This window comes from Enterobacter sp. 22452 (assembly GCF_052045065.1).
Classification (GTDB): domain Bacteria; phylum Pseudomonadota; class Gammaproteobacteria; order Enterobacterales; family Enterobacteriaceae; genus Enterobacter; species Enterobacter mori.
Map to the genome: position 1 here is coordinate 42419 of NZ_JBQEOB010000005.1, position 22369 is coordinate 64787.

The 22369-nt window shown below is 55.6% G+C and carries 14 protein-coding genes and 3 tRNA genes; 4 read left to right on the forward strand and 13 right to left on the reverse strand.

Annotated features, from left to right (window positions below):
• Nucleotides 1–8: 8 nt before the first annotated feature.
• Nucleotides 9–1106, reverse strand: coding sequence for a murein transglycosylase A (gene mltA / locus ACTJJA_RS15265; protein WP_010435113.1), 1098 nt, complete (start codon nucleotides 1104–1106; stop codon nucleotides 9–11).
• Nucleotides 1107–1314: 208 nt separating this feature from the next.
• Between mltA and ACTJJA_RS15270 the strand changes: the two genes are divergently transcribed.
• The 3 genes from ACTJJA_RS15270 (at nucleotide 1315) to ACTJJA_RS15280 (ending at nucleotide 1633) form a co-directional block, all read left to right on the forward strand.
• A tRNA-Met gene (locus ACTJJA_RS15270) sits at nucleotides 1315–1391 on the forward strand.
• Nucleotides 1392–1435: 44 nt separating this feature from the next.
• Nucleotides 1436–1512 (forward strand) — tRNA-Met (locus tag ACTJJA_RS15275).
• Nucleotides 1513–1556: 44 nt separating this feature from the next.
• Nucleotides 1557–1633 (forward strand) — tRNA-Met (locus ACTJJA_RS15280).
• Between the two features lie 88 nt (nucleotides 1634–1721).
• On the opposite strand, the gene amiC is transcribed toward ACTJJA_RS15280, so the two are convergent.
• Complete coding sequence (gene amiC, locus ACTJJA_RS15285; protein ID WP_089601161.1) at nucleotides 1722–2975, reverse strand: N-acetylmuramoyl-L-alanine amidase AmiC; 1254 nt, start codon at nucleotides 2973–2975, stop codon at nucleotides 1722–1724.
• Between the two features lie 227 nt (nucleotides 2976–3202).
• Here amiC and argA point away from each other — a divergent pair, with 227 nt between their 5' ends.
• Nucleotides 3203–4534: an amino-acid N-acetyltransferase gene (gene argA, locus ACTJJA_RS15290; protein WP_010435120.1), complete on the forward strand. Its 1332-nt coding sequence runs from the start codon at nucleotides 3203–3205 to the stop codon at nucleotides 4532–4534.
• Between the two features lie 35 nt (nucleotides 4535–4569).
• On the opposite strand, the gene recD is transcribed toward argA, so the two are convergent.
• From recD to ptsP, 11 genes are all read right to left on the reverse strand, one after another.
• A complete protein-coding gene (gene recD / locus ACTJJA_RS15295; RefSeq protein ID WP_440668584.1) occupies nucleotides 4570–6390 on the reverse strand; it encodes an exodeoxyribonuclease V subunit alpha in 1821 nt (606 codons plus the stop codon).
• Entirely contained in the window at nucleotides 6387–9929 is a 3543-nt protein-coding gene (recB, locus tag ACTJJA_RS15300; protein ID WP_440668585.1) for an exodeoxyribonuclease V subunit beta, read from the reverse strand. The genes recD and recB overlap by 4 nt, the downstream gene beginning before the upstream one ends.
• Complete coding sequence (gene ptrA / locus ACTJJA_RS15305) at nucleotides 9926–12793, reverse strand: pitrilysin (RefSeq protein ID WP_440668586.1); 2868 nt, start codon at nucleotides 12791–12793, stop codon at nucleotides 9926–9928. Before ptrA ends, recB begins: the two co-directional genes overlap by 4 nt.
• 141 nt (nucleotides 12794–12934) lie before the next feature.
• A complete protein-coding gene (gene recC / locus ACTJJA_RS15310; protein ID WP_440668587.1) occupies nucleotides 12935–16309 on the reverse strand; it encodes an exodeoxyribonuclease V subunit gamma in 3375 nt (1124 codons plus the stop codon).
• 12 nt (nucleotides 16310–16321) lie between these two features.
• Complete coding sequence (locus ACTJJA_RS15315; protein ID WP_440668588.1) at nucleotides 16322–16645, reverse strand: prepilin-type N-terminal cleavage/methylation domain-containing protein; 324 nt, start codon at nucleotides 16643–16645, stop codon at nucleotides 16322–16324.
• The gene (locus ACTJJA_RS15320; RefSeq protein WP_440668589.1) at nucleotides 16630–17031 is read right to left on the reverse strand and encodes a DUF2509 family protein; all 402 of its coding nucleotides are present in this window, start codon (nucleotides 17029–17031) and stop codon (nucleotides 16630–16632) included. Before ACTJJA_RS15320 ends, ACTJJA_RS15315 begins: the two co-directional genes overlap by 16 nt.
• Nucleotides 17028–17588: a prepilin peptidase-dependent protein gene (locus tag ACTJJA_RS15325; protein ID WP_440668590.1), complete on the reverse strand. Its 561-nt coding sequence runs from the start codon at nucleotides 17586–17588 to the stop codon at nucleotides 17028–17030. The genes ACTJJA_RS15320 and ACTJJA_RS15325 overlap by 4 nt, the downstream gene beginning before the upstream one ends.
• Nucleotides 17579–18043 (reverse strand): prepilin peptidase-dependent protein, encoded by a 465-nt coding sequence (locus ACTJJA_RS15330; protein WP_440668591.1) that lies wholly within the window; start codon nucleotides 18041–18043, stop codon nucleotides 17579–17581. Before ACTJJA_RS15330 ends, ACTJJA_RS15325 begins: the two co-directional genes overlap by 10 nt.
• Nucleotides 18044–18227: 184 nt before the next feature.
• Nucleotides 18228–19022 (reverse strand): thymidylate synthase, encoded by a 795-nt coding sequence (gene thyA / locus ACTJJA_RS15335; RefSeq protein WP_042715869.1) that lies wholly within the window; start codon nucleotides 19020–19022, stop codon nucleotides 18228–18230.
• Nucleotides 19023–19028: 6 nt separating this feature from the next.
• Entirely contained in the window at nucleotides 19029–19904 is an 876-nt protein-coding gene (gene lgt, locus ACTJJA_RS15340) for a prolipoprotein diacylglyceryl transferase (RefSeq protein WP_010435139.1), read from the reverse strand.
• A 206-nt stretch (nucleotides 19905–20110) separates the two neighbouring features.
• Nucleotides 20111–22357, reverse strand: a complete 2247-nt coding sequence (gene ptsP / locus ACTJJA_RS15345; protein ID WP_440668592.1) for a phosphoenolpyruvate--protein phosphotransferase — start codon at nucleotides 22355–22357, stop codon at nucleotides 20111–20113.
• Nucleotides 22358–22369: the final 12 nt, after the last annotated feature.

Here is a 22369-nt window from a genome sequence, read left to right on the forward strand (position 1 = left end):
TACCACAATCAGCCGCTGAATACGTTTCCGGCACCCGGTGCCGCCTTCAGCACCCATACGCGTCCGTAGTGGTTATACCAGCCCGCACGATGGCCTGCGTCAGGGCCAATACCCTGATAGATGTCGAAGTGCTGGCCTTTGATTGCGCCGCCGACGTCCAGCGCCACCATCAGGCGTAACTCATACTTGCCGTTAAATTTGCCGTTGTTGTCCAGCAGAGGAACCTCAGCAAGCAGCGTAGTGCCCGCAGGAATAATCGACCGATCCGAGGCGACCGATGCGCGACCAATCAACGGTACCGCACTCGCCCCTTTCACCGGCGCGAAGTTTTGCGGTTTAAAGAAGACGAACGACGGGTTCTGCTCCAGCAGCTCACGCACTTCTGCTTCGCTGTGTTTTTCGCCCCACTCGCGGATCGCCTGCATCGACATATCTTCTTTCTTTACTTCGCCACGGTCGATCAGCACCTTACCGATGCTGCGATAGGCATGACCGTTTTTACCGGAATAGCTGAAGAAGTTAAGCGGCGAACCATCACCGAAATCAATGTACCCGCTGCCCTGAACATCCATGATGAAGTTATCCATCAGCGAGTTGCTGTAGGCCAGGATGTAATTTTCGCTCAGCGCACCGGAGTAGATCTCAGCACGAGACGGCAAGCGGCCGCGTTTTGGCGGCATACGGTAGATAGGATACTGGAACTCGCCCTGGCGGGTGTGTCTCGCCTGAATCACTGGCGTGTAATATCCGGTGAACTGAACGTTGCCGTAATTATCCGCCCCTTCCATCTGCCAGGCATCAATACCAAACTGGCGCATATTGCGCGTATCACCGCCCGCACGCAGCCAGTCCTGTACCGCGCTATAGACATTATTCTGTGAGCCATACAGACGCGGTGACGCATTGCGGATCTGGTAGACCTGCTCGGAGAAATCTCCGGCATTGATCGGTGCGCCGACCGCATCAGGCTGATTAACTAAAGAGAAAGGCTGGGATAACTTCCCGTCTTTATACTGTTGACCGCGATCGGTCGGTTTGGAAGAACAGGCCGCAAGAATCGCTACCATTGCGCCCGTCATCAGATACTTCGCCCAACGTCCTTTCATTATATCTCGTCTTTAAGTTGCCCTTATCCGCGTGATGAAGATAACAAACCGCCAGGGCTAATGAAATGCAATCACATGCCCTTTGGCAAATTTTGCGCAAAAAATAGTCCAAACAAAGCCATGTCGTTCAATTTGCATACAAAATCATGATTTATGTGAAAAAGGGGTTGCATCACAAACCTAACCGAGTATAGTGCGCATCCACGGACGCGGGGTGGAGCAGCCTGGTAGCTCGTCGGGCTCATAACCCGAAGGTCGTCGGTTCAAATCCGGCCCCCGCAACCAATTAAAATTTGATGAAGTATCTTCTACGACTGTAGAAAGACGGACGCGGGGTGGAGCAGCCTGGTAGCTCGTCGGGCTCATAACCCGAAGGTCGTCGGTTCAAATCCGGCCCCCGCAACCAATCAAATTTGAAGAAGTAAGTTTCTACGACTGTAGAAAGACGGACGCGGGGTGGAGCAGCCTGGTAGCTCGTCGGGCTCATAACCCGAAGGTCGTCGGTTCAAATCCGGCCCCCGCAACCAACACTTCTAAAAACAATAAACACCCTTAAGGGTGTTTTTTTGTATCTGCAGTTTGTGAAACTGCCGGGCGATAACCCGGCGTACAGCACTAACCACGTCGCGCCAGCGTCGCCCCGTCTGAGAAATACGCCCGAATCCCTGCCAGAATCGACTCCGCCACTTCCTGCTGGAATTTTGCCGTCTTGAGCTTACGCTCCTCTTCAACGTTACTGATAAACGCGGTTTCTACCAGGATGGACGGAATATCCGGCGCTTTCAGTACCGCAAACCCGGCCTGCTCGACGCTGTTTTTATGCAGCTTATTGATATTGCCCAGCTTGCCCAGCACCGCTTTGCCAAATTTCAGGCTGTCGGTGATGGTTAATGATTGCACCATATCGAACATGGTGTGATCGACGTAGCGGTCGCCGCTCTTGCCCACGCCACCAATTAAGTCCGAGGCGTTCTGCGTATCCGCAAGGTATCTTGCCGCAGTACTGGTCGCCCCTTTGGTCGAGAGTGCAAAAACCGATGAACCACTCGGTTGGCGACTGGTAAAGGCATCCGCATGGATGGAGACGAACAGATCCGCGCGCTGCTTCTGCGCTTTCGCCACGCGAACTTTTAGCGGAATAAAGACATCCTCATTACGCGTCATGTAGGCGCGCATATTGCCTTCTTTATCAATCAATGCCTTCAGGCGACGGGCGATCTGCAGCACCACATCTTTTTCACGGGTGTGATATTTCCCGACGGCACCGGAGTCTTCCCCGCCGTGGCCGGGATCGAGCATGATCACAATAGGACGATCGCGCCCTGCTTTACCCGGCTGTGGGCCGCTTTGCGCGGGCGGAACCTGACGTTCGAGATCGCCTTTGTTGTAATCCTCCAGAAGCGCCAGGAGCGGATCCTGGATGTCCGTTGCGTTGGCGGGATAAAGATCCATCACCAGACGCTCTTTAAACGTTGCTACCGGCGCAAGCGCAAACAGCTGCGGTTTCACGTTCTGCTTCAGTTCAAACACCATACGAACCGTCTGCGGATCAAACTGGCCAACGCGCGCTGACTTGATAAAAGGATCGTCACCGCGGATCTGCGCCGCCATCCCCTTAAGCACGGAATTGAGGTTTACACCTTCGAGATCCACGACCACACGTTCAGGATTGCTGAGGGCAAATTGCTTATATTTCAGCACGCGATTGGATTCGACCGTCACGCGCGTATAGGTCGACGACGGCCAGACGCGCACCGCCACCACCTGGCTTGTGGCAGCAAGACCGACCTGACTGACGCTAAGCAACCACATTGCCCCGGCCCCTTTTAACAAACGGCGGCGGCTTATTGCTGAATTGGATCCCGACATGCTTCTCCCGAGCAAGAAAACGAACTGATATACAAAATGTCCAGATTGACCGAAAACTTTAACGAATGACGCATAAACTGTCATCTATAAAAGGGTAAACAATCATACGTTAACACACGGATTACTTATTCTTTTCTGTGTGTCGCAGAAAATTTAGGCTTGCACACGCGGTCATAATCGAATAAAAATACAGAAATTACGAATAAACATTCATTAAGGGTTGTGCCATGGTGAAGGAACGTAGAACCGAACTGGTCCAGGGATTCCGCCATTCTGTTCCCTATATCAACGCCCATCGGGGGAAAACGTTCGTCATCATGCTCGGCGGCGAAGCCATTGAGCATGAAAATTTTTCCAGTATCGTCAATGATATAGGTCTTCTACACAGCCTCGGCATCCGCCTGGTTGTTGTGTATGGCGCACGCCCGCAGATCGATGCCAATCTGGCCTCTCATCAGCATGAGCCTATTTATCACAAACATACCCGCGTGACGGATGCGAAAACGCTTGAACTGGTGAAACAGGCTGCGGGTCTGCTGCAGCTGGACATTACCGCCCGCCTGTCGATGAGCCTGAACAATACGCCGCTGCAGGGGGCGCATATTAACGTCGTGAGCGGCAACTTCATCATCGCTCAGCCGCTTGGCGTGGACGACGGCGTGGATTATTGCCACAGCGGTCGTATTCGTCGTATCGATGAAGAGGCTATTCACCGCCAGCTGGACAGCGGTGCCATCGTGCTGATGGGTCCGGTCGCGGTTTCTGTAACGGGCGAAAGTTTTAACCTGACGTCTGAAGAGATCGCCACCCAGCTTGCTATCAAGCTGAAAGCGGAAAAAATGATTGGGTTTTGTTCCTCGCAGGGTGTCGAAAACGATGAAGGGATGATTGTGCCTGAACTATTCCCCAACGAAGCGCAGGCGCGCGTTGAAGCGCTCGAAGAAGCGGGAGATTACCACTCCGGCACCGTGCGCTTTCTGCGCGGAGCAGTGAAAGCCTGCCGCAGCGGCGTGCGCCGTAGCCACCTGATCAGCTATCAGGAAGACGGTGCGCTGCTGCAAGAGCTGTTCTCCCGCGACGGTATCGGTACGCAGATTGTGATGGAGAGCGCCGAGCAGATCCGCCGCGCGACCATCAACGATATTGGCGGCATTCTGGAACTGATCCGTCCGCTGGAACAGCAGGGAATTCTGGTTCGCCGCTCACGCGAGCAGCTGGAGATGGAGATCGACAAATTCACCATCATCCAGCGCGATAACCTGACCATCGCCTGTGCCGCGCTCTATCCGTTCCCGGAGGAGAAGATCGGTGAAATGGCCTGCGTTGCCGTGCATCCTGACTACCGCAGCTCTTCCCGCGGCGAGATGCTGCTGGAGCGTGTGGCAGCTCAGGCGCGGCAGATTGGGCTCAGCAAGCTGTTTGTTCTGACGACCCGCAGCATTCACTGGTTCCAGGAACGCGGCTTTACGCCGGTCGATATTGATTCACTGCCGGAAAGTAAGAAAGAGATGTACAACTATCAGCGTCGTTCAAAAGTGCTGATGGCTGACCTGGGATAATACAGCGCCCTCACCGTCCGGTGAGGGCGTTTTACTTAGAGGGACTCGAATATCGCACTTAAGCCGCTTCGACGTTCCGTTCGCGCGGCAATGGCCTGTACCAGAACGCGTTCATCGGTATAGAGCGACAGCCGCTGGCGCGCGCGGGTAATGGCGGTGTAAATCAGCTCTCGGGTGATGACGGGTGACAGCTGCGTAGGCAGGATCAGCGCCGCATGATTAAACTCAGAGCCCTGGGATTTGTGTACCGTCATCGCCCACGCCGTATCATGCTCGGGCAGACGGCTTGGCTGTACGGACTTCACGCTTCCCTCCGGCATCATGAACCAGACGCGCAGCCCCTGACCGCGATCGAGCGCAATTCCGATATCCCCGTTAAACAAGCCCAGCGAGCTGTCATTGCGGGAGATCATCACCGGTCGCCCCTCGTACCAGCGCGAATGCGGCAAACAGTTGATTTTACGCTTCTGCGCCAGCAGCTGTTCCAGCCTGTCGTTTAGCCCACTGACGCCAAACGGCCCCTCCCTCAGCGCACACAGGAGCTGATATTCACCGAACGCGGCAATAACCTGCTCCGGCGTATTTTGCTGTTGTACACAGGTCAGGAAGTACTGATATCCCTGCAGCGCGTCATCCAGCATCGCCTGATACTCTTCAGTGCTTTGCAGCGATTTTTTCTCGATGTCGGTAAAGGTGCCGTCAAACACCCCGCGCGTGCTGTGCCGATCGCCGCGGTTTACCGCAGCAGCCAACTGGCCGATGCCGGAGTCGCTGCCGAAACGGTAACTTTTTTGCAGCAGGCACAGGCTGTCGCGCAGCGCCCCCGCTACCGGGGAGTTATCGGGCTCGAGCGCGCAGCCGGTCAGGCGTGCCAGCTCCTGAGCACGCGCAGCGGTATAGCCAAAACTGGCGTAGGTGCAAATGTCCCCCAGCACCGCTCCGGCTTCCACAGAGGCAAGCTGATCGCGATCGCCAAGGAAAATAACCCGCGCGTGAGGCGGCAGCGCATCAATCAGCCGCGACATCATCGTCAGGTCGATCATTGAGGCTTCATCCACCACCAGCACGTCCAGATGCAGCGGGTTGCCAGCATGATATCGCAGCCGCTGGCTGCCCGGCTGTGCGCCAAGCAGACGGTGTAAGGTGCTGGCCTCATTGGGGAAAAGCGCAAGCTGCGCCTCGGTAAGCGGCAATTTTTGCAGCGCCCCACCCAACGACTCCGTGAGTCGAGCCGCGGCTTTACCGGTAGGTGCGGCCAGCCGGATACGGCATTTCTGCTCGCCAGATAGCTGAATCAGCGCCGCGAGGAGTTTTGCCACCGTAGTGGTTTTCCCCGTGCCCGGGCCGCCAGAAATCACCGAAATCCGCCGCGTTAAGGCCACGGCCGCCGCCACTTTTTGCCAGTCGATGGCCTCGCCCGAGCTAAACAGGCCATCCAGCGTTTGGCGAAGCTGCGCTTCATCACACGGAAGCGGGGCATTCGTTTCGCTGAAAAAGCGCGCCACCGTCAGCTCGTTGCGCCACAGGCGGTTAAGGTATAAACGCTCGCCGGTCAGGATCATCGGCGTTTGCGTTTCGGCCCCGCTGACGGCGGGAGAGCCGAGTAATACAGCCTGCCAGTCCACCGATTCCCCCAGCAGAACGAAACAGGACTGCAATGCCGCAGGCATTTGTTCATCTGGCACCAGACGCGAAAGCGGCAGGCAAACGTGCCCTTCTCCCGCGTCTTTGCTGAGGAGAGCGGCAGCGAGCATCACCTCCGGCTCCTCGCCCGCCACCATCATGGCGAACTGAACGTCAAGGGGGCGCAGCACGCGTTGTTCCACGGCTTCCAGCAAAAGTTCCTGCATCGTCATGCCATCTCCTCCGTGGTTGTGGCAAACAACTCATCCATCTTTTCTATCAATGCCGCGTCCGGGCGGGTGCTGAAAATGCCGGAGTTGGGATCCGTAGCGTCCACCCCGCGCAGGAAGAGATAAATAACGCCGCCGAAATGTTCTTCATAACGGTAATCAGCAATGCGGTGGCGCAGATAGCGATGCAGAGCCAGCGTATAAAGCTGATACTGCAAATCGTAGCGATGCTGTTGCATGGCTGATGCCATCGCGTCTTGCGTGTAGGCGTCGCTGCTGTCCCCCAGCCAGTTCGATTTGTAATCCAGCAGGTAGTAACGCCCTTCGTGGCGGAAAACCAGGTCGATAAAACCTTTTAACATCCCCTGTACCTGGCGGAAATTCAAGGGCGGGCAGCCAGCGGAAAGCGGATCGTACTCACGGATCAACGCATCAAGCGCATCGGCTTTAAGCGGGCTGGCGATAGGGAGATAAAACTCCATTTCCACCTGTTTGTCTTTAGCGGTCAACTGGCTGAGCGAAATCCCCTGCTGCGTGAGCGGTGCCTGTAAAATCGCAGTGACCCAGTCGGTGAGGACGGGCTGCCATTTCTCGTCAAAGCCGCCGCTCTGGAGCATTTTCAGCACCCACTCCGTAGAAACCGGCTGGGTGAAATCCAGTTCTTCAAACAGGCTGTGTAAAAAGGTGCCGGGTGACGCGCCGCGTGGGAACTGATGCGGAGTCAGGGCAGGCTCAGGGAGTACGTCTCCCACTCCGGCGGCATCCACATCCAGCTTCGGCATCAGATCCAGCGCAATGCTCTGCCCATGCTGCTGTAAACCGGAGTAACTGGTTACGCGCCAGTCGTCAGCGAGAGTTCGCTGGATTTGCCGGGCATTCAGATCGGCAACAGGCTGCTCCGGCATCTGCCAGCGGCTGTTATCCGGCGATGAGGGAATATGCAGAGCAATATGGTCACCACACAGCGCCTCGATGCACTGGCGCAGGCCAGCCGCATCTTTTGGCTCTCCGAGCTGAATAAGACGTCCCAGCGCGCTTAAGTGGAAATCGGTCTCTCCTGACTTCTCACCACGGCGACGGAACAGCGGCGCAATACCCAGACTGCAGTGCCAGATCGAGCGGGTCAGCGCCACGTAGAGCAGGCGTAAATCCTCTGCCAGACGTTCAGCCTCCGCCAGCTCAATGCTGGATTCCGCTTTACTGAGATCGAGCACGGCTTCAAATGATTCACGGTCATGGTAGAAGGCCTGGTCCTGCACGCGATAGTTGGCGATAAACGGGAGCCAGACCAGCGGATACTCAAGACCTTTCGACTTGTGAATGGTGACGATCTGCACCAGATGCTTATCGCTTTCGAGGCGCATCTGCTGACTGGATGAATTGCTGTTCGGATCGGCAATCTGCTGTGACAGCCAGCGCACCAGCGCATGCTCGCTTTCGAGCTGCGTTCCCGCTTCCTGCAACAGCTCGCTGATATGCAGAATATCGGTCAGGCGCCGCTCGCCGCCTGCCGTGGCGAGCATATTCTCCGCAATCTGACGCTTCGCCATCAGCTCGCGCAGCATGGCCATTACGCCGCGTTTTTGCCAGCGTTCACGGTAGTGGGCAAACTCTTCAACGACATTATCCCAGGCTTCCTCGTCGTTGTTTAGCGCGTCAATATCACGGGCATTCAACCCCATCATTGCGCTGGCCAGGGCGCTGCGAAGCGTGCTTTCACGCTCGGGGGCCAACACGGCCTGCAGCAGCCATAGCATCTCCTGAGCTTCCAGAGTTTCAAAAACGCTGTCACGATTCGAGAGATAGACGGACGGGATGTTGAGCAAGGTCAGCGCATCGCGGACCAGCGCCGCCTCCTGGCGACTGCGCACCAGCACCGTAATATCGGATGCCTTGACGGGGTTCGCCTGCTCCCCTCGCCATAACACGGCTTCACCACGCGCTCCGGCACTCAGCCAGTCGCGGATCTGTGCGGCGCAGTGCTGCGCCATCGCACTTTGATAATCCCCCACGCCACAGCCTTCACCATCAAGTAGCCAAAGGTTCATGGCTGGCTGAGTCACGCCATTGAACTCAAAGCGCAACGAGGCATTTTTTTCAGCAAACTTGACCGGCAGGAAAGGAATTTCACGGAACATAAACGCCGCGTCCATCTGCTTAAAGAGCGTGTTGACGCTTTCCACCATACCCGGAGCCGATCGCCAGTTAGTCTCTAAGGTGTAATGGGCTGCAACTTCGCTACGGGCCTTCATGTAGGTAAAAATGTCGGCACCACGGAAGGCGTAAATCGCCTGCTTCGGGTCACCGATCAACAGCAGCGCGGTGTCGGGCTGCTGACGCCAGATACGGCGAAAAATACGGTACTGCTGGGGGTCCGTATCCTGAAACTCATCGATCATCGCCACCGGAAAACGCGTGCGGATTGCCGCAGCGAGCGCTTCGCCATTTTCACTGCACAGCGCGGCGTCCAGACGGCTTAGCATATCGTCAAAGCCCAGCTCACCCCGACGGCGTTTTTCACGCGCCACGGCTTCACGGATTTCCGTCATGGCGCGGGTAATCATTAAGTCGTTAAGCGTTAACGGCTCAGCCAGTAGACTCTCGATGGCAACAAAAAGAGGATGCTCTGGCACGATGCCATCGGCTTTCGTCCGCTCGGTCAAAAAACGCTGGGAGAACTTTTCCAGAGCATCCGGAAGCTGATAGCCTCGCGTCTCTTCCTGTGCCCAGGCGCTGATCTTGTCGATCCATTTGCCCTGATTGCCGCGGTTAAATTTTTTCCTGTCAATACCGGAGTTTTCAAGGATCGAGGCAATTTCACCGACGGACGCATTCCACTTTTGCTTCAGGGTCGCAATTTGCGTGACGATCTTTTCATGGCGTGATGCGAGCGTTTCGTCCGCTGGCGGCGGTGATTTGATGACGGGCGCTTCCCCCTGGAGATAGCGATCGATAGCACGCAAAAGCTCTTCAGGGCCTTTCCACAACGCATGCACCGCTTCGGCGATGTCACGCTGCAGGGGGTAGCAGTGGCGGCGCCAGAAATCTGCGCAGGCCTGATAGCGAAGCTCAGACTCGTCTTCAATGAGCTGCTGTTCAAATAGCATGCCGGACTCAAAGGCATTCAGGCTCAGCATGCGCTGACAAAAGCCGTGGATGGTGAAAACGGACGCTTCATCCATTTGCCGTTCCGCCAGCAGCAGCCAATGCGCAGCCTGCTGCTTATCGGCAATTTCTTCCAGAAGGCTGGCGTAAAGCGGGTTATCGGTGCTCTGTCGCAGGCAAGCGATGCGCAGCTCGTGAATATTGGCACGGATACGGCCACGCAGCTCGGCGGTAGCTGCTTCGGTGAAGGTCACCACCAGCAGCTCCTCCACGCTTAACGGACGTGGAAAAGCGGCAGTACCGCCAAGCCCTAAGAGCAGACGCAGATAGAGCGCGGCGATAGTGTAGGTTTTTCCCGTTCCCGCTGAGGCTTCAATCAATCGTTCACCCTGTAGAGGTAAACGTAAGGGATCAAGGGACTCAGCGGTATCGGTCATTCTTTCTTACTCCAGGGCATTGATTGCTGCAGCGCAGTGACGCTCTTCCAGATTTTCCAGCCTTTCGGGTTTACGTAATCCGTTTTGCCATTTTGGCTACCGGAAACCTGAGACAGAATGGCGATCCCCTGCGGTTTAATCACCGCCTGATGGAAGAAGTCGGCAACCTTCTGAGGCGTCAGCTGTTTTATTTCGGCCACTACTTTATCACGCGAATCAAACTTCAGATTACCCCGATCAAAATCTTTGCTCAGTTGAGAAGCTTCCTCACCCAGCGTTTGCGGTGCCTGCATCACCTGCGCGATGACCGCCTGCTGGATCTGGGCAAACTCGTCTGGCTTCATGGCGCGCAGTTTTGCTTCCGCCTGCGGGAAGAAAGCCTGATAGCGCTGCCAGAGGTAGGCAGGCTGTTTATCACTGCTTTGCAGCAGGAAGCCAAGACCCCACTGGCGGCCCACGTTCATGGAAAAGGCGAAGACCGCATAGCCAAGCTGCTCTTCAGTACGCAACTGGTTGTAGAACCATGGCTGGATGATTTGTCCGAGAACAGCACTCTGCGCAGAGCTGGCAAACTCATCATACCCGGTCGGAACAAACACGGCGGCCAACGCGGAATCGGTGCTGCTACCCGCTTTTTCGAAAATCACATTCTGCTTTTTCTCAACCAGCACGTCCTGATTGCGACACCACTCGTCACCTTTTGAACCCAGCTGTGTACGGACATTTTGCGCCAGCGTTTTGGCCTGATCCTCACTCATGTTGCCGACGATCAGGAACTCCGGACGCGTGTTGGTTTTCAGCGCCTCACGGTAAGCCAGCACGTCTTTTAAGGTGATCGAAGGCAACAGCGCGCGGCGGTCTTCTCGCTGGAAATAAGGAACTTGCGACAGCATTTGCGCTGGCATAAGCGCCAGATCGTAAGCTTTGCCCTTCTCCGCAGAATCCATCATCTGCGCATACCACGATTTGGCCTGCTCAAGCTGCTCTTCCGTCGGCGTGTAGCTGAAATACCCTTCAAGCAGTGCCTGGAACAGCTGAGGCAAACGCTGGGTATAGCCGTTTGCATTGAGCATCAAACCGTTGTTGGCGTTGGTGGAGAAACTGATGCCGCCCACGGCCGCCTGGTTGCTAAGCTGATCGAGCGCAATCCCGGCGAGATAGTCATTGAGCGCGAACATTACCTGATTTTTAGCGCTATTCATCGCTTTCGGGTTACGCAGCACCACGCTGACATCGGCTTTTGGCTCGCTTGCGAAATAGCGGCTGGGGGTATACACCACGCGCAGCGTCGGCTCATCAATGATAAGCGCCGGATGTGGGTAATCTTTAGTCGTTTTGGTCAGCGAGAAGTCATCCGGAATATAAGGGTTCAGCTCCGGCAGCTTTAACGCAATCTCTCCGGCCTTCTTCTGCCAGTCGGCGAAGGTCTGCGCGCTTATTTTATCCACCTGATAGGGGGCATCGACAAAATATGCCGTCTTGTTATGCGGTTCGTTCGGGCTGATGTACCAGATGCGGGCATTCTCCGGCGTCATCATCGCCAGGCGGGCTTTTACCGCCTCGGCGTCATACCGGTCGGCAATATTGACCGCATCAAGGGTGTGTTCAACCGGCACGCGGATCATGGTGTCCGCCAGCCACTCAACGTAATCCATGTCGCGGGTAATGGACGGGTAACGGAAATCGAGATCCAGCACGTGGGCGAGTTCATCAAAGTAGCGCTTATCGACGCCTTTCTCGCGCAGTAAAGAGAGGTAGCTGAAAATCGCTGCTACCACTTCATCACGGTTTGCCAGCCCTTTGTCGGTGAGGGTGGCGGAGATCGCCAGCACGCCGCTATTGCCGTTCACAACCGGATCGGAATCGGCGCGAATACCTTCCACCAGCCCCTGTTTTTGCAGCCAGTCAGAAAGCGTACCCGGGCTACGGTTCCCTATCAGGTAGGTCACGAGCTCATCGGTTTTACTGCGAAACTGTGCGGTGTTGTTATCGATGCGGAATTCCACGCGCAGCACTTTGCGCGGCAGCGCCGGCACGTAGTGGATAACGATCCCTTTTTGCGCGTCAGTGACTACCGGGACGTCTATCTGCGGCCGGTCGATATTTTTATTCGGCACCCGACCAAACGTTTTAGCCGCCATGCCTGCCAGTTCTGGCAACGGTTTATTGCTGTAGATGACCGCTTTCATCAGGTTGGCGGAGTAATATTTATCGCGGAACGCGTGCAGGGCATCAAGCACCGGGCTGTTCGGTTTGTCGCTTAACGTCTCCAGGTTACCGCCGGAGAAACGCGAACCCGGGTGCGCAGGGTTGATGGTTTCAGCGCTGACCTGGGCCATGCGCATACCGTCTCGCGTGCGGGCCATGGTCAGCTCAGCATTCACCGCATTGCGTTCACGATCGGCATACTTTTTATCCAGCAAGGGGGCGGCGATGGAATCAGCGAGGCGATCGACCGCTCCTTCCAGCGCATCATTTTCGACTTCAAGATAAAAAGCCGTACGGTACGGCGCCGTGCTGGCATTGTGGCTGCCACCATGCATTTTCAGAAATTCGGACAGGCTATCTGGCTGCGGGTATTTTTTTGACCCCATCAGGGTCATATGTTCCAGATAGTGTGCAAGCCCAGGATGAGCCTCAGGATCTTCCAGCGATCCAACCGGCACCACTAATGCCGAAAGGGATTTCACCGCCTGCGGATCGGAAACCAGCAGTACGGTCATGCCGTTATCAAGACGAATAGCCTGATATTGGCGGGTATCTTTTTCGCTTTTACGAATAGTTTCCTGAACGGGTTGCCAACCGGAGTCTGCCTGAGTGACGGGTACCCAGAGGGCGAAAAACAAAACAAACGCTTTAAACAAGGTGCTACCTCTTTATCACGGCTACATCATTAATACATTGCGTGCCGGGCACGCCAACATCTTTTTTATTGGGTACATCAGTCCGTGATAAGAAGTGCATCATAAATGAACACCTCATACTGCGCAATTTTTATACAGCACTCAGGACTGATTAAATTGGAACAACGGTAACAGGTAGCGCTGTGCCTCTTCAGTGATCATGTCGAAGTATTCTGGCTCAAGCGTTCGCCACAAACGTTGATACCAGACATCTTCCCCTTCGCCACGCACCATCATGTTCCCTTCGTAGGCCTGCACAAACTTATTCCGCGCTTTCTGCAGTGAAGCATCATCCGTTAACATGGCATCATTCTGCGCGTCATAACAGGCTTTTATCCACGCGCCACCGCTTTCCGGCAACAGGAGCAGAGGTTTTTTCATTCCCCGGCGGTAACCGTCGATGTAAAGCGACAAATAACACAAAGCCTGCTCAGCCTCCATCGGCGGAAAACGCCATTCGCCCTCTTTGCGCACGAAAATTCGGCTTTCACCCGCATTGCCGCCAGCACTGTAGACAAGATGTTCGAGCCAGAGTTGCAAACCCTGTGAAACGCTGAGCATCGAGGGCCGCCAGCGCAGCAGTCCGTCCGGCTGAACCTGCGTCAGCCAGCCGGTCAAATGGACACCGTTACAGTCAAGGTCGATTTCGATGCTTTTACCGGGTTGTCTGCACTCAATGACGCGTTCAGCAAGTGCCTTCATTTCCTGACACTGCGCCTCCCAGACAATCTCCCCGAACGCACCGTAAGGCAACTGGCCCGCGGCACGGTAGCGGCGAAATAGAGTGGCAGCATCTTCCTGTTCTACCAGGGCATTCAGGAGCTGGAGGTTCAGCTTGTAGCGCTCTAACCCATCCAGAATAAAGGGTTCGGCATCAGGAATTTCACTCTCTTCAGAACGGAAGTTGACCTGCAAACGCTGCTGGAAGAACGCGCGCACCGGGTGTGCCCAAAAACGCTGAAGCTGTTCGAAGGTCAACGTTTCCAGGGGGAGTTCATCCAGTTCCTGAATGAAATCGGTATGCGCCATCCCTTCTTTCTTCGCAGCCGGAAGCCACTCGCGCGCATAGCTCTGGTGTTCATTGGCGACATAGTTCACCGGATCGAAAGGCATACGGCTATGACAGCAGGTAATGTGGGCCTTCACCCGCTGCTCGCTCTCATCACAATTACGTGCTTCGTCTCCCGGCAAATAGTGGCTCTGCCCGATATAGTCCACCAGCTCCTGCACAAGAACCGACGGGAAACGTTCACTGTTGTCCTGAATCGACCGGCCGATGTAGCTGATATACAGTTTGCTCTGCGCTGAAATAAGCGCTTCCAGGAATAGATAACGGTCGTCATCACGGCGGCTGCGGTCGCCCCGCTTCGGTTTAGGACTCATCAAGTCAAAGCCTAACGGCGGTAATGCCCGAGGATAAATGCCGTCATTCATCCCGAGCAGACACACCACTTTGAACGGGATGGATCGCATCGGCATCAGGGTACAAATATTGACCGGCCCTGCCAGGAAACGCTGGCTAATACGCTCCTGATCGAGACGCAGGGTCAACTCATCACGCAGAAGCGACAAAGGCACCGCCTCCTGATAGTGCGAATTCACGCCCTCATCCACGATGGCCTGCCACTGCTTTTCAATGAGCGCCATCGCCGCTTCTGTTTCACTGTCCGGCAGGAAGAAATCTGTGAGCATTTCCCGGCACACTGGCAGCCAGGCGTCCAGCGGGCGCGGCTGCATCAGCTCCCGTCGCCAGCGGTTGAGCTGCATCAGCAACGAGGCTAAATGCCCGACCAGCTCCGCGATTAACCCGGTGGACTCGTCGTAGGGCAGAACGTCATTCCATTCCCCCTGGCTGCTCTCCATTGCGTACCCGAGCAGCATTCGCGTCAGGCCAAACTGCCAGGTGTGCTGCCCCGTTGGTGGGAGTTCAAACTCCTGCACGTTGTCGTCATCAATCCCCCAGCGAACGCCGGATTCGTTAACCCACTGGCGAAGATAGCGTAGCCCCTCTTCATTAATGTTGAAACGGGCGGCCAGAACAGGGACATCCAGTAGCGCCAGCACATCTTCAGAGATAAACCGGCTGTCAGGCAGCGACAGCAGGGAGACAAATGCCTGCAAAGCCGGATGGGACTGACGTGCACGACGGTCAGAAATGGCGTAAGGAAGGTATCTCTCCCCCGTCGCGCTGCCAAAAACGGCCTGAATAAAGGGGCTATAGCTGTCGATGTCAGCCACCATTACCACAATGTCGCGCGGCGTGAGCTCAGGATCGTCCTGTAGCATTGCCAGCAAGCGATCGTGCAGGATTTCCACCTCACGCTGTGGGCTATGGCAAACGTGAAGGGTAATACTCCGATCGTCAGGATCCAGCTTCCGTTTCCTGTCGCTGCATTCGAACTCTTTCTCCGTCACGCCCATGACGGCCCGGTTTTCCAGATCCAGAATATCTAACTGAATGTTGTGCAGCAGGCTGTCAGATTCGATTTCGACAAAGGCGTCCACGTCCCCCTCGCCAGATGACGTAATGTCAGAAAGCATGTGAATGTAGTCACGTCCCAGCTTGCCCCATGAGGCAAGTAACGGATTCGGCAGGTTCTGAATGCCCTCTTCATCGAAAAGCTGCGCGGCTGTCGAGCTATCTTTGAACAAGGGCACGGAGCGGTCTTCAAAGAGACGTCGACGCTGCCGCGTGACCAGCCGTGAAAGCCAGCGCGCATCCTGGATATCACCCCAGTAGTGGCGGCAGGGATTCGTGAACAAAATATGGATATCAATGTGTTTACCCAGCGCTTTTAGCGCATCCAGATAGACCGGCGGCAAAGCCGAAATACCGCAGATAAACACGCGTGACGGCAGACGAGCCGGTCGCTCTGACGCATTTTCGAGTATGGAGATAAACCGTTGGTAGAGGTTTGCACGGTGCCACTTTGGTTGACCGAGCGCCTCAGTATGTTCCACCAGTGCTTTCCATAACGGTGCCTGCCAGACTTGTGCTTCCGGCAAGCCCTCCACCCGTTCACCCGCTTCCCAGGCTGTCAGCCATTCAGGCCGGTACACTAAATACTGGTCGTAGAGATCGGCCGTGCGCGACGCCAGCTGGAACAGCTTGCGCTTATCGGTATCGTCATTAAGGTAGTGGCGCAGCATGGCGAACGCATCGCCTGACAGCATATCGGGCAGCAGGGACATCAGCTTCCAGCTCATGCTCTGCTTGTTGAAGGCGCTCTGTTCAGGGATGTCGGGCAGTACGCGCACAAACATCTCCCAGATAAAACTCGCGGGCAGCGGGAAATCAATGTTTGCCGCTATGCCAAATTTCCGGGAAAGCGACATTTGCAGCCATTGCGCCATACCGGTGCTCTGCACCAGCACCATTTCAGGCTCAAAAGGATCGTCAAGCCGCTCGCGCTCAACGATAAATTCCATCAGTGCTTCCAGCACATCCAGACGATTTGAGTGGTAGACCCTTAACATAGACGCTCCCGACTACTGGCTAACCGGGCAATGCAGACGCGTCATCGCGCCGCGCCGCCCCAGAGGAGAAATAAGTGTAACCGTGATGCTGACACATCTGGCGTGCGTTGTCTGCCCCCGACTGGCTTGCCAGCCTTCGGGGAGAACGGGTGTTGAGAGCTGAGCCTGATTCCAGGCATGATGCCAGAGCTGACGATACTGGTTAAACAGGGTAAATCGCGCCGCCAGTGCCCGATGATAACCCGACAGTGCCGTGACGATGATCACCAGCAGCAGCATCGCAAGCAGAACCTCAACCAGGCTAAATCCTTTTTCTCTGTTTACGGCAACTGGCATAGCGCCCTCTCCTTAAGTGGACAAAAATCACTCCAGCCGTGTGGCAAAAAATGAATCTTCCCGTCGATTACCTCTCCTGCACGCCAGAGCAAAAGGTCGTTGTTTCCGGCAATGAGCAAAACACGCGACTCGCTCAGCCGCCGCAAGCATGCTCGCCACGTCGACGCCTTTTTGCATTGAACCTCTGGGGATACCAGCCAATCCTGAACGCGCCCCCACTCAAGCGCGGATTGCACAGATGCCTGCTGCTGGAGTGAACGGCTCTCGCCGCCAACGAGTGCGCTAAATGTAGTCAGTTGCTGATTAAGTCCCGTGAGGATCAGCGTGCCTAACACCAGTAAAAGCAGTACCAGCGCCAGCGAAGACATCCCGCGCTGACGGTTCACAAGTTATACCCCGTGACGCCATAAACAGCCTGAAAGGGCTTCCCCTTTTCACCCTGGCGAATGGCGGCCAGCTCGATATTCAGCTCAGGCGCAAAACCGACGTGTTCCACCTTATCGACCCTAAAGTGCTGGATCACCAGCCTGTTCGGGTCAGTGAGCTTTTCCCATCCTTTTCCTTCACAGGATGTCGCCCCACGCAGCGTTTCTAGCGCACCAGACTCAAGACGAAACCCTGTGCTGTCGTTTTCTGATGCAGAGGCATCCCAGATGCCGTTACTGTTTGCATCCCACTGCACAATGACGCAGCTCCCCTGCCTTGCCGTCACCAGGCCTTGCCCTGGACAGCTACCCGCGCAATATCCCGCTCTCTGCAGCTGTTTACCGACGGCAAAAAGCCTTTGCCAGACCTCTTCTTCCACCTCCCGCTGACCGGACTGCAGTAATACCGCACGCTGTAAACCCGGTAAAAAACACGATGCGCTTATGAGTAAAAGGCTGCTGATAGCCGTGGCAATCAAGACCTCTGTAAGTGAGAAACCGTGCTGGTTCATTGACATCCCCCTCCCTCTGAGGCATTGCACATCCTGATGCGCCCTCCATTTGAGACAATAATCAGCCATTCTCCTGCACGGCTGTTCACGCGTATACGCCCTGCCCATGCTGTATCTCTTAATCCATAAAACCCTAATGAGGGTGTTAGCTCACTTATGGTGACGTCAGCCCAAAGTGGAATCAGCACAAAGGCACTCTCCTTCACACAGCCTTGTACGACAGAACTCAACAGACAGACGCCAGTTTCATCTCGCTGAAGCGTGATGTGGTGGTCACGATTGTGCCGATTCGCATCGTTGCGAAGAAACACCAGGTAGTCGCGTATCTGTACGGCGGTTTGCCAGAGCCGCTGCTGTCGTTGCCAACTGTCCCAGCCGTATAAACCCGTTGCGCTCAGGATCACGACCAGCGAAATGGCCACCAGGGTTTCGATAAGCGTAAAGCCGTTCTCTTTTTTCATGCCGGGAGTGTGGCGAAAGGCGGGACAAGCAGCGAGGGGCAAATCAGGTTTTTACGAGCCGTCATCCAGTGAATATCGACTGTTGCAGGACGTTGCAGCGTCTCTGGAAAACGGCTCGTAAAACAAATCGAGAACGAAAAAAAACCGGCGCTAAAAAGCACCGGTTGTGTGAGTATCTGCCGTATCAGATAGCGACGGGCGCTTTGATGCCGGGATGCGGGTCGTAACCCTCAATCTCAAAATCATCAAAGCGGTAATCGAAGATCGAGTCTGGTTTACGTTTGATAATCAGCTTAGGCAATGCACGCGGTTCGCGAGTCAGCTGGAGATGCGTCTGCTCCATGTGGTTGCTGTAGAGATGGGTGTCCCCACCCGTCCAGACGAAATCACCCACGTCGAGATCGCACTGCTGCGCCATCATGTGAACTAACAGCGCATAGCTGGCGATGTTAAACGGCAGGCCGAGGAACACGTCGCAAGAACGCTGATAAAGCTGGCAGGAGAGCTTGCCATCCGCCACATAGAACTGGAAGAAGGCGTGGCAGGGTGCCAGCGCCATTTTGTCCAGTTCTCCCACGTTCCAGGCGGAAACGATGATTCGGCGCGAGTCCGGGTCGTTTTTCAGCTGGTTCATCACGGTGGTGATCTGATCAATATGGCGACCGTCAGGCGTTGGCCATGCACGCCACTGCTTACCGTAAACCGGGCCCAGATTGCCGTTTTCATCTGCCCATTCGTCCCAGATAGAGACGTTGTTTTCATGCAGATAGGCAACGTTGGTATCGCCTTGCAGGAACCAGAGCAGTTCATGAATGATCGAGCGCAGATGGCAGCGCTTCGTCGTCACCAGAGGGAAGCCTTCTTGCAGATTAAAGCGCATCTGGTGGCCAAAAATGGAGAGCGTACCAGTACCGGTGCGGTCATTTTTCGGCGTGCCCTCATCGAGCACTTTTTTCATCAATTCAAGATACTGTTTCATGGTTCCTCAGGAAATTTGTTGCTGTGGACGACGACGATACGCCCAAATCATCATAATGGCACCCGCGACAATCATCGGAATGGAGAGGATCTGCCCCATGCTGATGTACTGCACCCACTCGCCGGTGAACTGTGCATCCGGCTGACGGAAGAATTCAACGATGATGCGGAACGCACCGTAGCCGATCAGGAACAGACCGGAGACAGCCCCCATAGGACGCGGCTTGCGGATGAAGAGGTTCAGGATGATAAACAGCACCACACCTTCCAGCGCCAGCTCATAAAGCTGGGACATATGACGCGGCAGAACGCCGTAGGTATCGAAGATGGATTGCCACTCCGGATGCGATGGCAGCAGCGCGATATCCTCTGCACGAGAGCCCGGGAAGAGCATCGTATACGGCACGCTCGGGTCAACGCGGCCCCACAGTTCACCGTTGATAAAGTTACCCAGACGCCCCGCTCCCAGCCCGAATGGGATCAGTGGAGCAATAAAATCAGCCACCTGGAAGAAGTTGCGTTTGGTGCGTTTGGCGAAGATCACCATCACCAGGATCACACCAATCAGGCCACCGTGGAAGGACATTCCTCCATCCCAGACGCGGAACAGATAGAGCGGATCGTTGAGGAATACCGGGAAGTTATAGAACAGGACATAGCCAATACGCCCGCCGAGGAATACCCCGAGGAAGCCAGCATACAGCAGGTTCTCAACTTCGTTCTTCGTCCAGCCGCTGCCGGGACGACCCGCGCGACGGCCCGCAAGCCACATCGCAAAAATGAAGCCCACCAGGTACATCAAACCGTACCAGTGCAGCGCGACAGGTCCTACTGAGAAAATAACCGGATCAAATTCCGGAAAATGCAGATAACCACTGTTCATCTGTCACCACAAGATGTTGTTATTCCGCTGAAAGTGGACAGCGGTAGAAATGCGCTTCTGCGTGTCGCAGAGGCTCCAAAGTTGCGAATCATAGCATAAGGCTGGCAAGGAGGATGCGCCTGAGATGTAAAAGATGTGTATAGGGTATTGTGCGGCCTGATGCCCTCGCCCCAGCCCTCTCCTACGGGGAGAGGGAGAAATGCAAATTAGCGGCCGCCGCGAATTAGGCCACCCATGCCGCGTCGTTCCATAAACGCCGCAACCTGATGCCGTACTTCGGTTGCCATCTGTGCGTCCAGACTGCGTTCCGCCAACTCGCGGGCATCTTCTATTTCAATATGACGCAACAGATACTTCACGCGCGCGACGGAACGGCCGTTCATGGACAGGTGACGGAAGCCCAGGCCAATCAGGATGGCGACGCACATCGAATCGCCCGCCATTTCACCACACAGACGCAAGTCAAGACCGTGCTGCTCCGCTTCACGGGCAATCATGGCGAGTGCCCGGAGCATTGCCGGATGCAGGCTGTCATAGATACTCGCGACGCGCGTGTTATTTCGATCAACGGCCAGTATGTACTGCGTTAAATCGTTGGTCCCGACGGAGATAAAATCAACGCGGTTTGCCAGCTGCGGCAGCATAAAGACCATCGACGGCACTTCGAGCATCACGCCAATACGTGGTTTAGGGATCGCATAGCCGATCATCTCTTCCACTTCGCGGCCCGCACGTTCGATCAAGCGTTTTGCTTCGTCGATCTCGTCAATACTGGTGACCATCGGCAATAAAATGCTGAGGTTGCCCGTTGCCGCATTTGCACGCAGCATGGCACGAACCTGGATCAGGAAGATCTCCGGTTGGTCGAGCGTGATGCGGATCCCGCGCCAGCCCAGACACGGGTTTTCTTCACTGATTGGCATGTACGGCAGCTGTTTATCCGCCCCGACGTCCAGCGTGCGCAGCGTGACCGGTTTGTCATTAAACATCTGCAGCATCCCCTGATACTGCGCCACCTGTTCCTCTTCTGACGGGAAGCCGCTTTGCAGCATGAACGGAATTTCAGTGCGGTATAAGCCGATACCGTCGATGCGGCTGCCGAGCTTCTCTTCGTGCTCGGGGCTTAACCCGGCGTTGAGCATGACTTTGATCCGCTCACGGCTTTTGAGCTGCGCGGGCAGGTTGACGTCATCTTCTGCCAGCTTGCTTAATTCATTCTCTTCACTAATGAGACGCTGGTATTCCTGCAACAGTACGGGCTCAGGATCGACCAGCAGTTCACCGCGATAGCCATCCACCACCAGCGTGCGGCGGTGGAGCACCGAGGGCTGGATATCGGCCCCCATGACGGTTGGAATACCGAGCGCGCGCACCATGATGGCAGCATGCGAGTTGGCGGCACCATCGCGCACCACGACCCCAGCGAGCCTGTCCTGCGGTAGCTCTGCCAGCGTCGTCGCTGAAAGTTCATCTGCTACCAGCACAAACCGTTTTGGCCAGGCATTCGCGCCCTGAATGGTGTCATCAAGATGGAACAGCAAACGCTGCCCCAGCGCGCGTAAATCCCCGGCACGCTCCTTCAAATAACCATCGGTCAGTGCCGCAAACTGCTCGGCAAATTTTTCAATGACTTTTTTAACGGCCCATTCGGCCACCGAACCTTTATCCACTTCCGCGAAAAGCTCACGGCGCAGACGCGCATCAGAAAGCAGGTGCGAATAGAGGTCAAAGATCGCCGCCGTCTCTTTTTGCGCACCCGCAGCAAAGCGTTTGCTGTAGCGGCGAAATTCGTTGGAAGCCTCTTCCAGTGCAGCGGTAAGACGCTCGCGCTCGAGCGCTTCATCAAGCGTCGAGGCCTCGTAAACCTGCTCCATCAGCGGCAACGTGGCGTCCATCCAGCCTTCGGCAATTGCCACACCCGGTGACGCCGGGAGCGCACGTATGCGCGTGTGACGATACTGGCCAAACAGGGCAGCAAGCTGAGACTGAGAGAGGATGGCGGCCATCTGCGTGGCGAGCGTCACAAGGAATGACTCTTCGCTTTCATCGTACTGGCGCAGTTCCCGCTGCTGAACAACGAGAACGCCAAGCAGCTGACGACGCTGGATAATCGGCACGCCCAGGAAGGCGCGGAAGCGCTCTTCTTTTACGGAAGGAATATATTTGAAGCTAGGGTGTTTTTGCGCATCAGCAAGGTTAATGGGTTCGGCCAGACGACCAACCAGACCAACAATACCTTCATCAAAAGCGAGCGTAACGGTGCGGCCTCGTGGTTTTTTCAAACCACGAGTCGCCATCAGGTAATAGCAACGCCGGTCATGGTCGGCCAGATACACCGAACAAACTTCGGTTTCCATCGCCAGACAGATATCAGTCACCAGAATATTCAGCGCCTCGTTCAGGCGAGGCGCACTGGCGACCTTCTCGACTATTTCGCGCAAGCGGGTGAGCATGATTTGCGTAGC

Excerpts from the sequence above, each read along its gene's own strand:
- mltA (WP_010435113.1), bottom strand. The coding sequence starts at position 1,106 with ATGAAAGGACGTTGGGCGAAGTATCTGATGACGGGCGCAATGGTAGCG.
- amiC (WP_089601161.1), bottom strand. The coding sequence starts at position 2,975 with ATGTCGGGATCCAATTCAGCAATAAGCCGCCGCCGTTTGTTAAAAGGG.
- argA (WP_010435120.1), top strand. The coding sequence starts at position 3,203 with ATGGTGAAGGAACGTAGAACCGAACTGGTCCAGGGATTCCGCCATTCT.
- recD (WP_440668584.1), bottom strand. The coding sequence starts at position 6,390 with ATGACGATGCAGGAACTTTTGCTGGAAGCCGTGGAACAACGCGTGCTG.
- recB (WP_440668585.1), bottom strand. The coding sequence starts at position 9,929 with ATGACCGATACCGCTGAGTCCCTTGATCCCTTACGTTTACCTCTACAG.
- recC (WP_440668587.1), bottom strand. The coding sequence starts at position 16,309 with ATGTTAAGGGTCTACCACTCAAATCGTCTGGATGTGCTGGAAGCACTG.
- ACTJJA_RS15315 (WP_440668588.1), bottom strand. The coding sequence starts at position 16,645 with ATGCCAGTTGCCGTAAACAGAGAAAAAGGATTTAGCCTGGTTGAGGTT.
- ACTJJA_RS15325 (WP_440668590.1), bottom strand. The coding sequence starts at position 17,588 with ATGTCAATGAACCAGCACGGTTTCTCACTTACAGAGGTCTTGATTGCC.
- ACTJJA_RS15330 (WP_440668591.1), bottom strand. The coding sequence starts at position 18,043 with ATGAAAAAAGAGAACGGCTTTACGCTTATCGAAACCCTGGTGGCCATT.
- thyA (WP_042715869.1), bottom strand. The coding sequence starts at position 19,022 with ATGAAACAGTATCTTGAATTGATGAAAAAAGTGCTCGATGAGGGCACG.
- lgt (WP_010435139.1), bottom strand. The coding sequence starts at position 19,904 with ATGAACAGTGGTTATCTGCATTTTCCGGAATTTGATCCGGTTATTTTC.
- ptsP (WP_440668592.1), bottom strand. The coding sequence starts at position 22,357 with ATGCTCACCCGCTTGCGCGAAATAGTCGAGAAGGTCGCCAGTGCGCCT.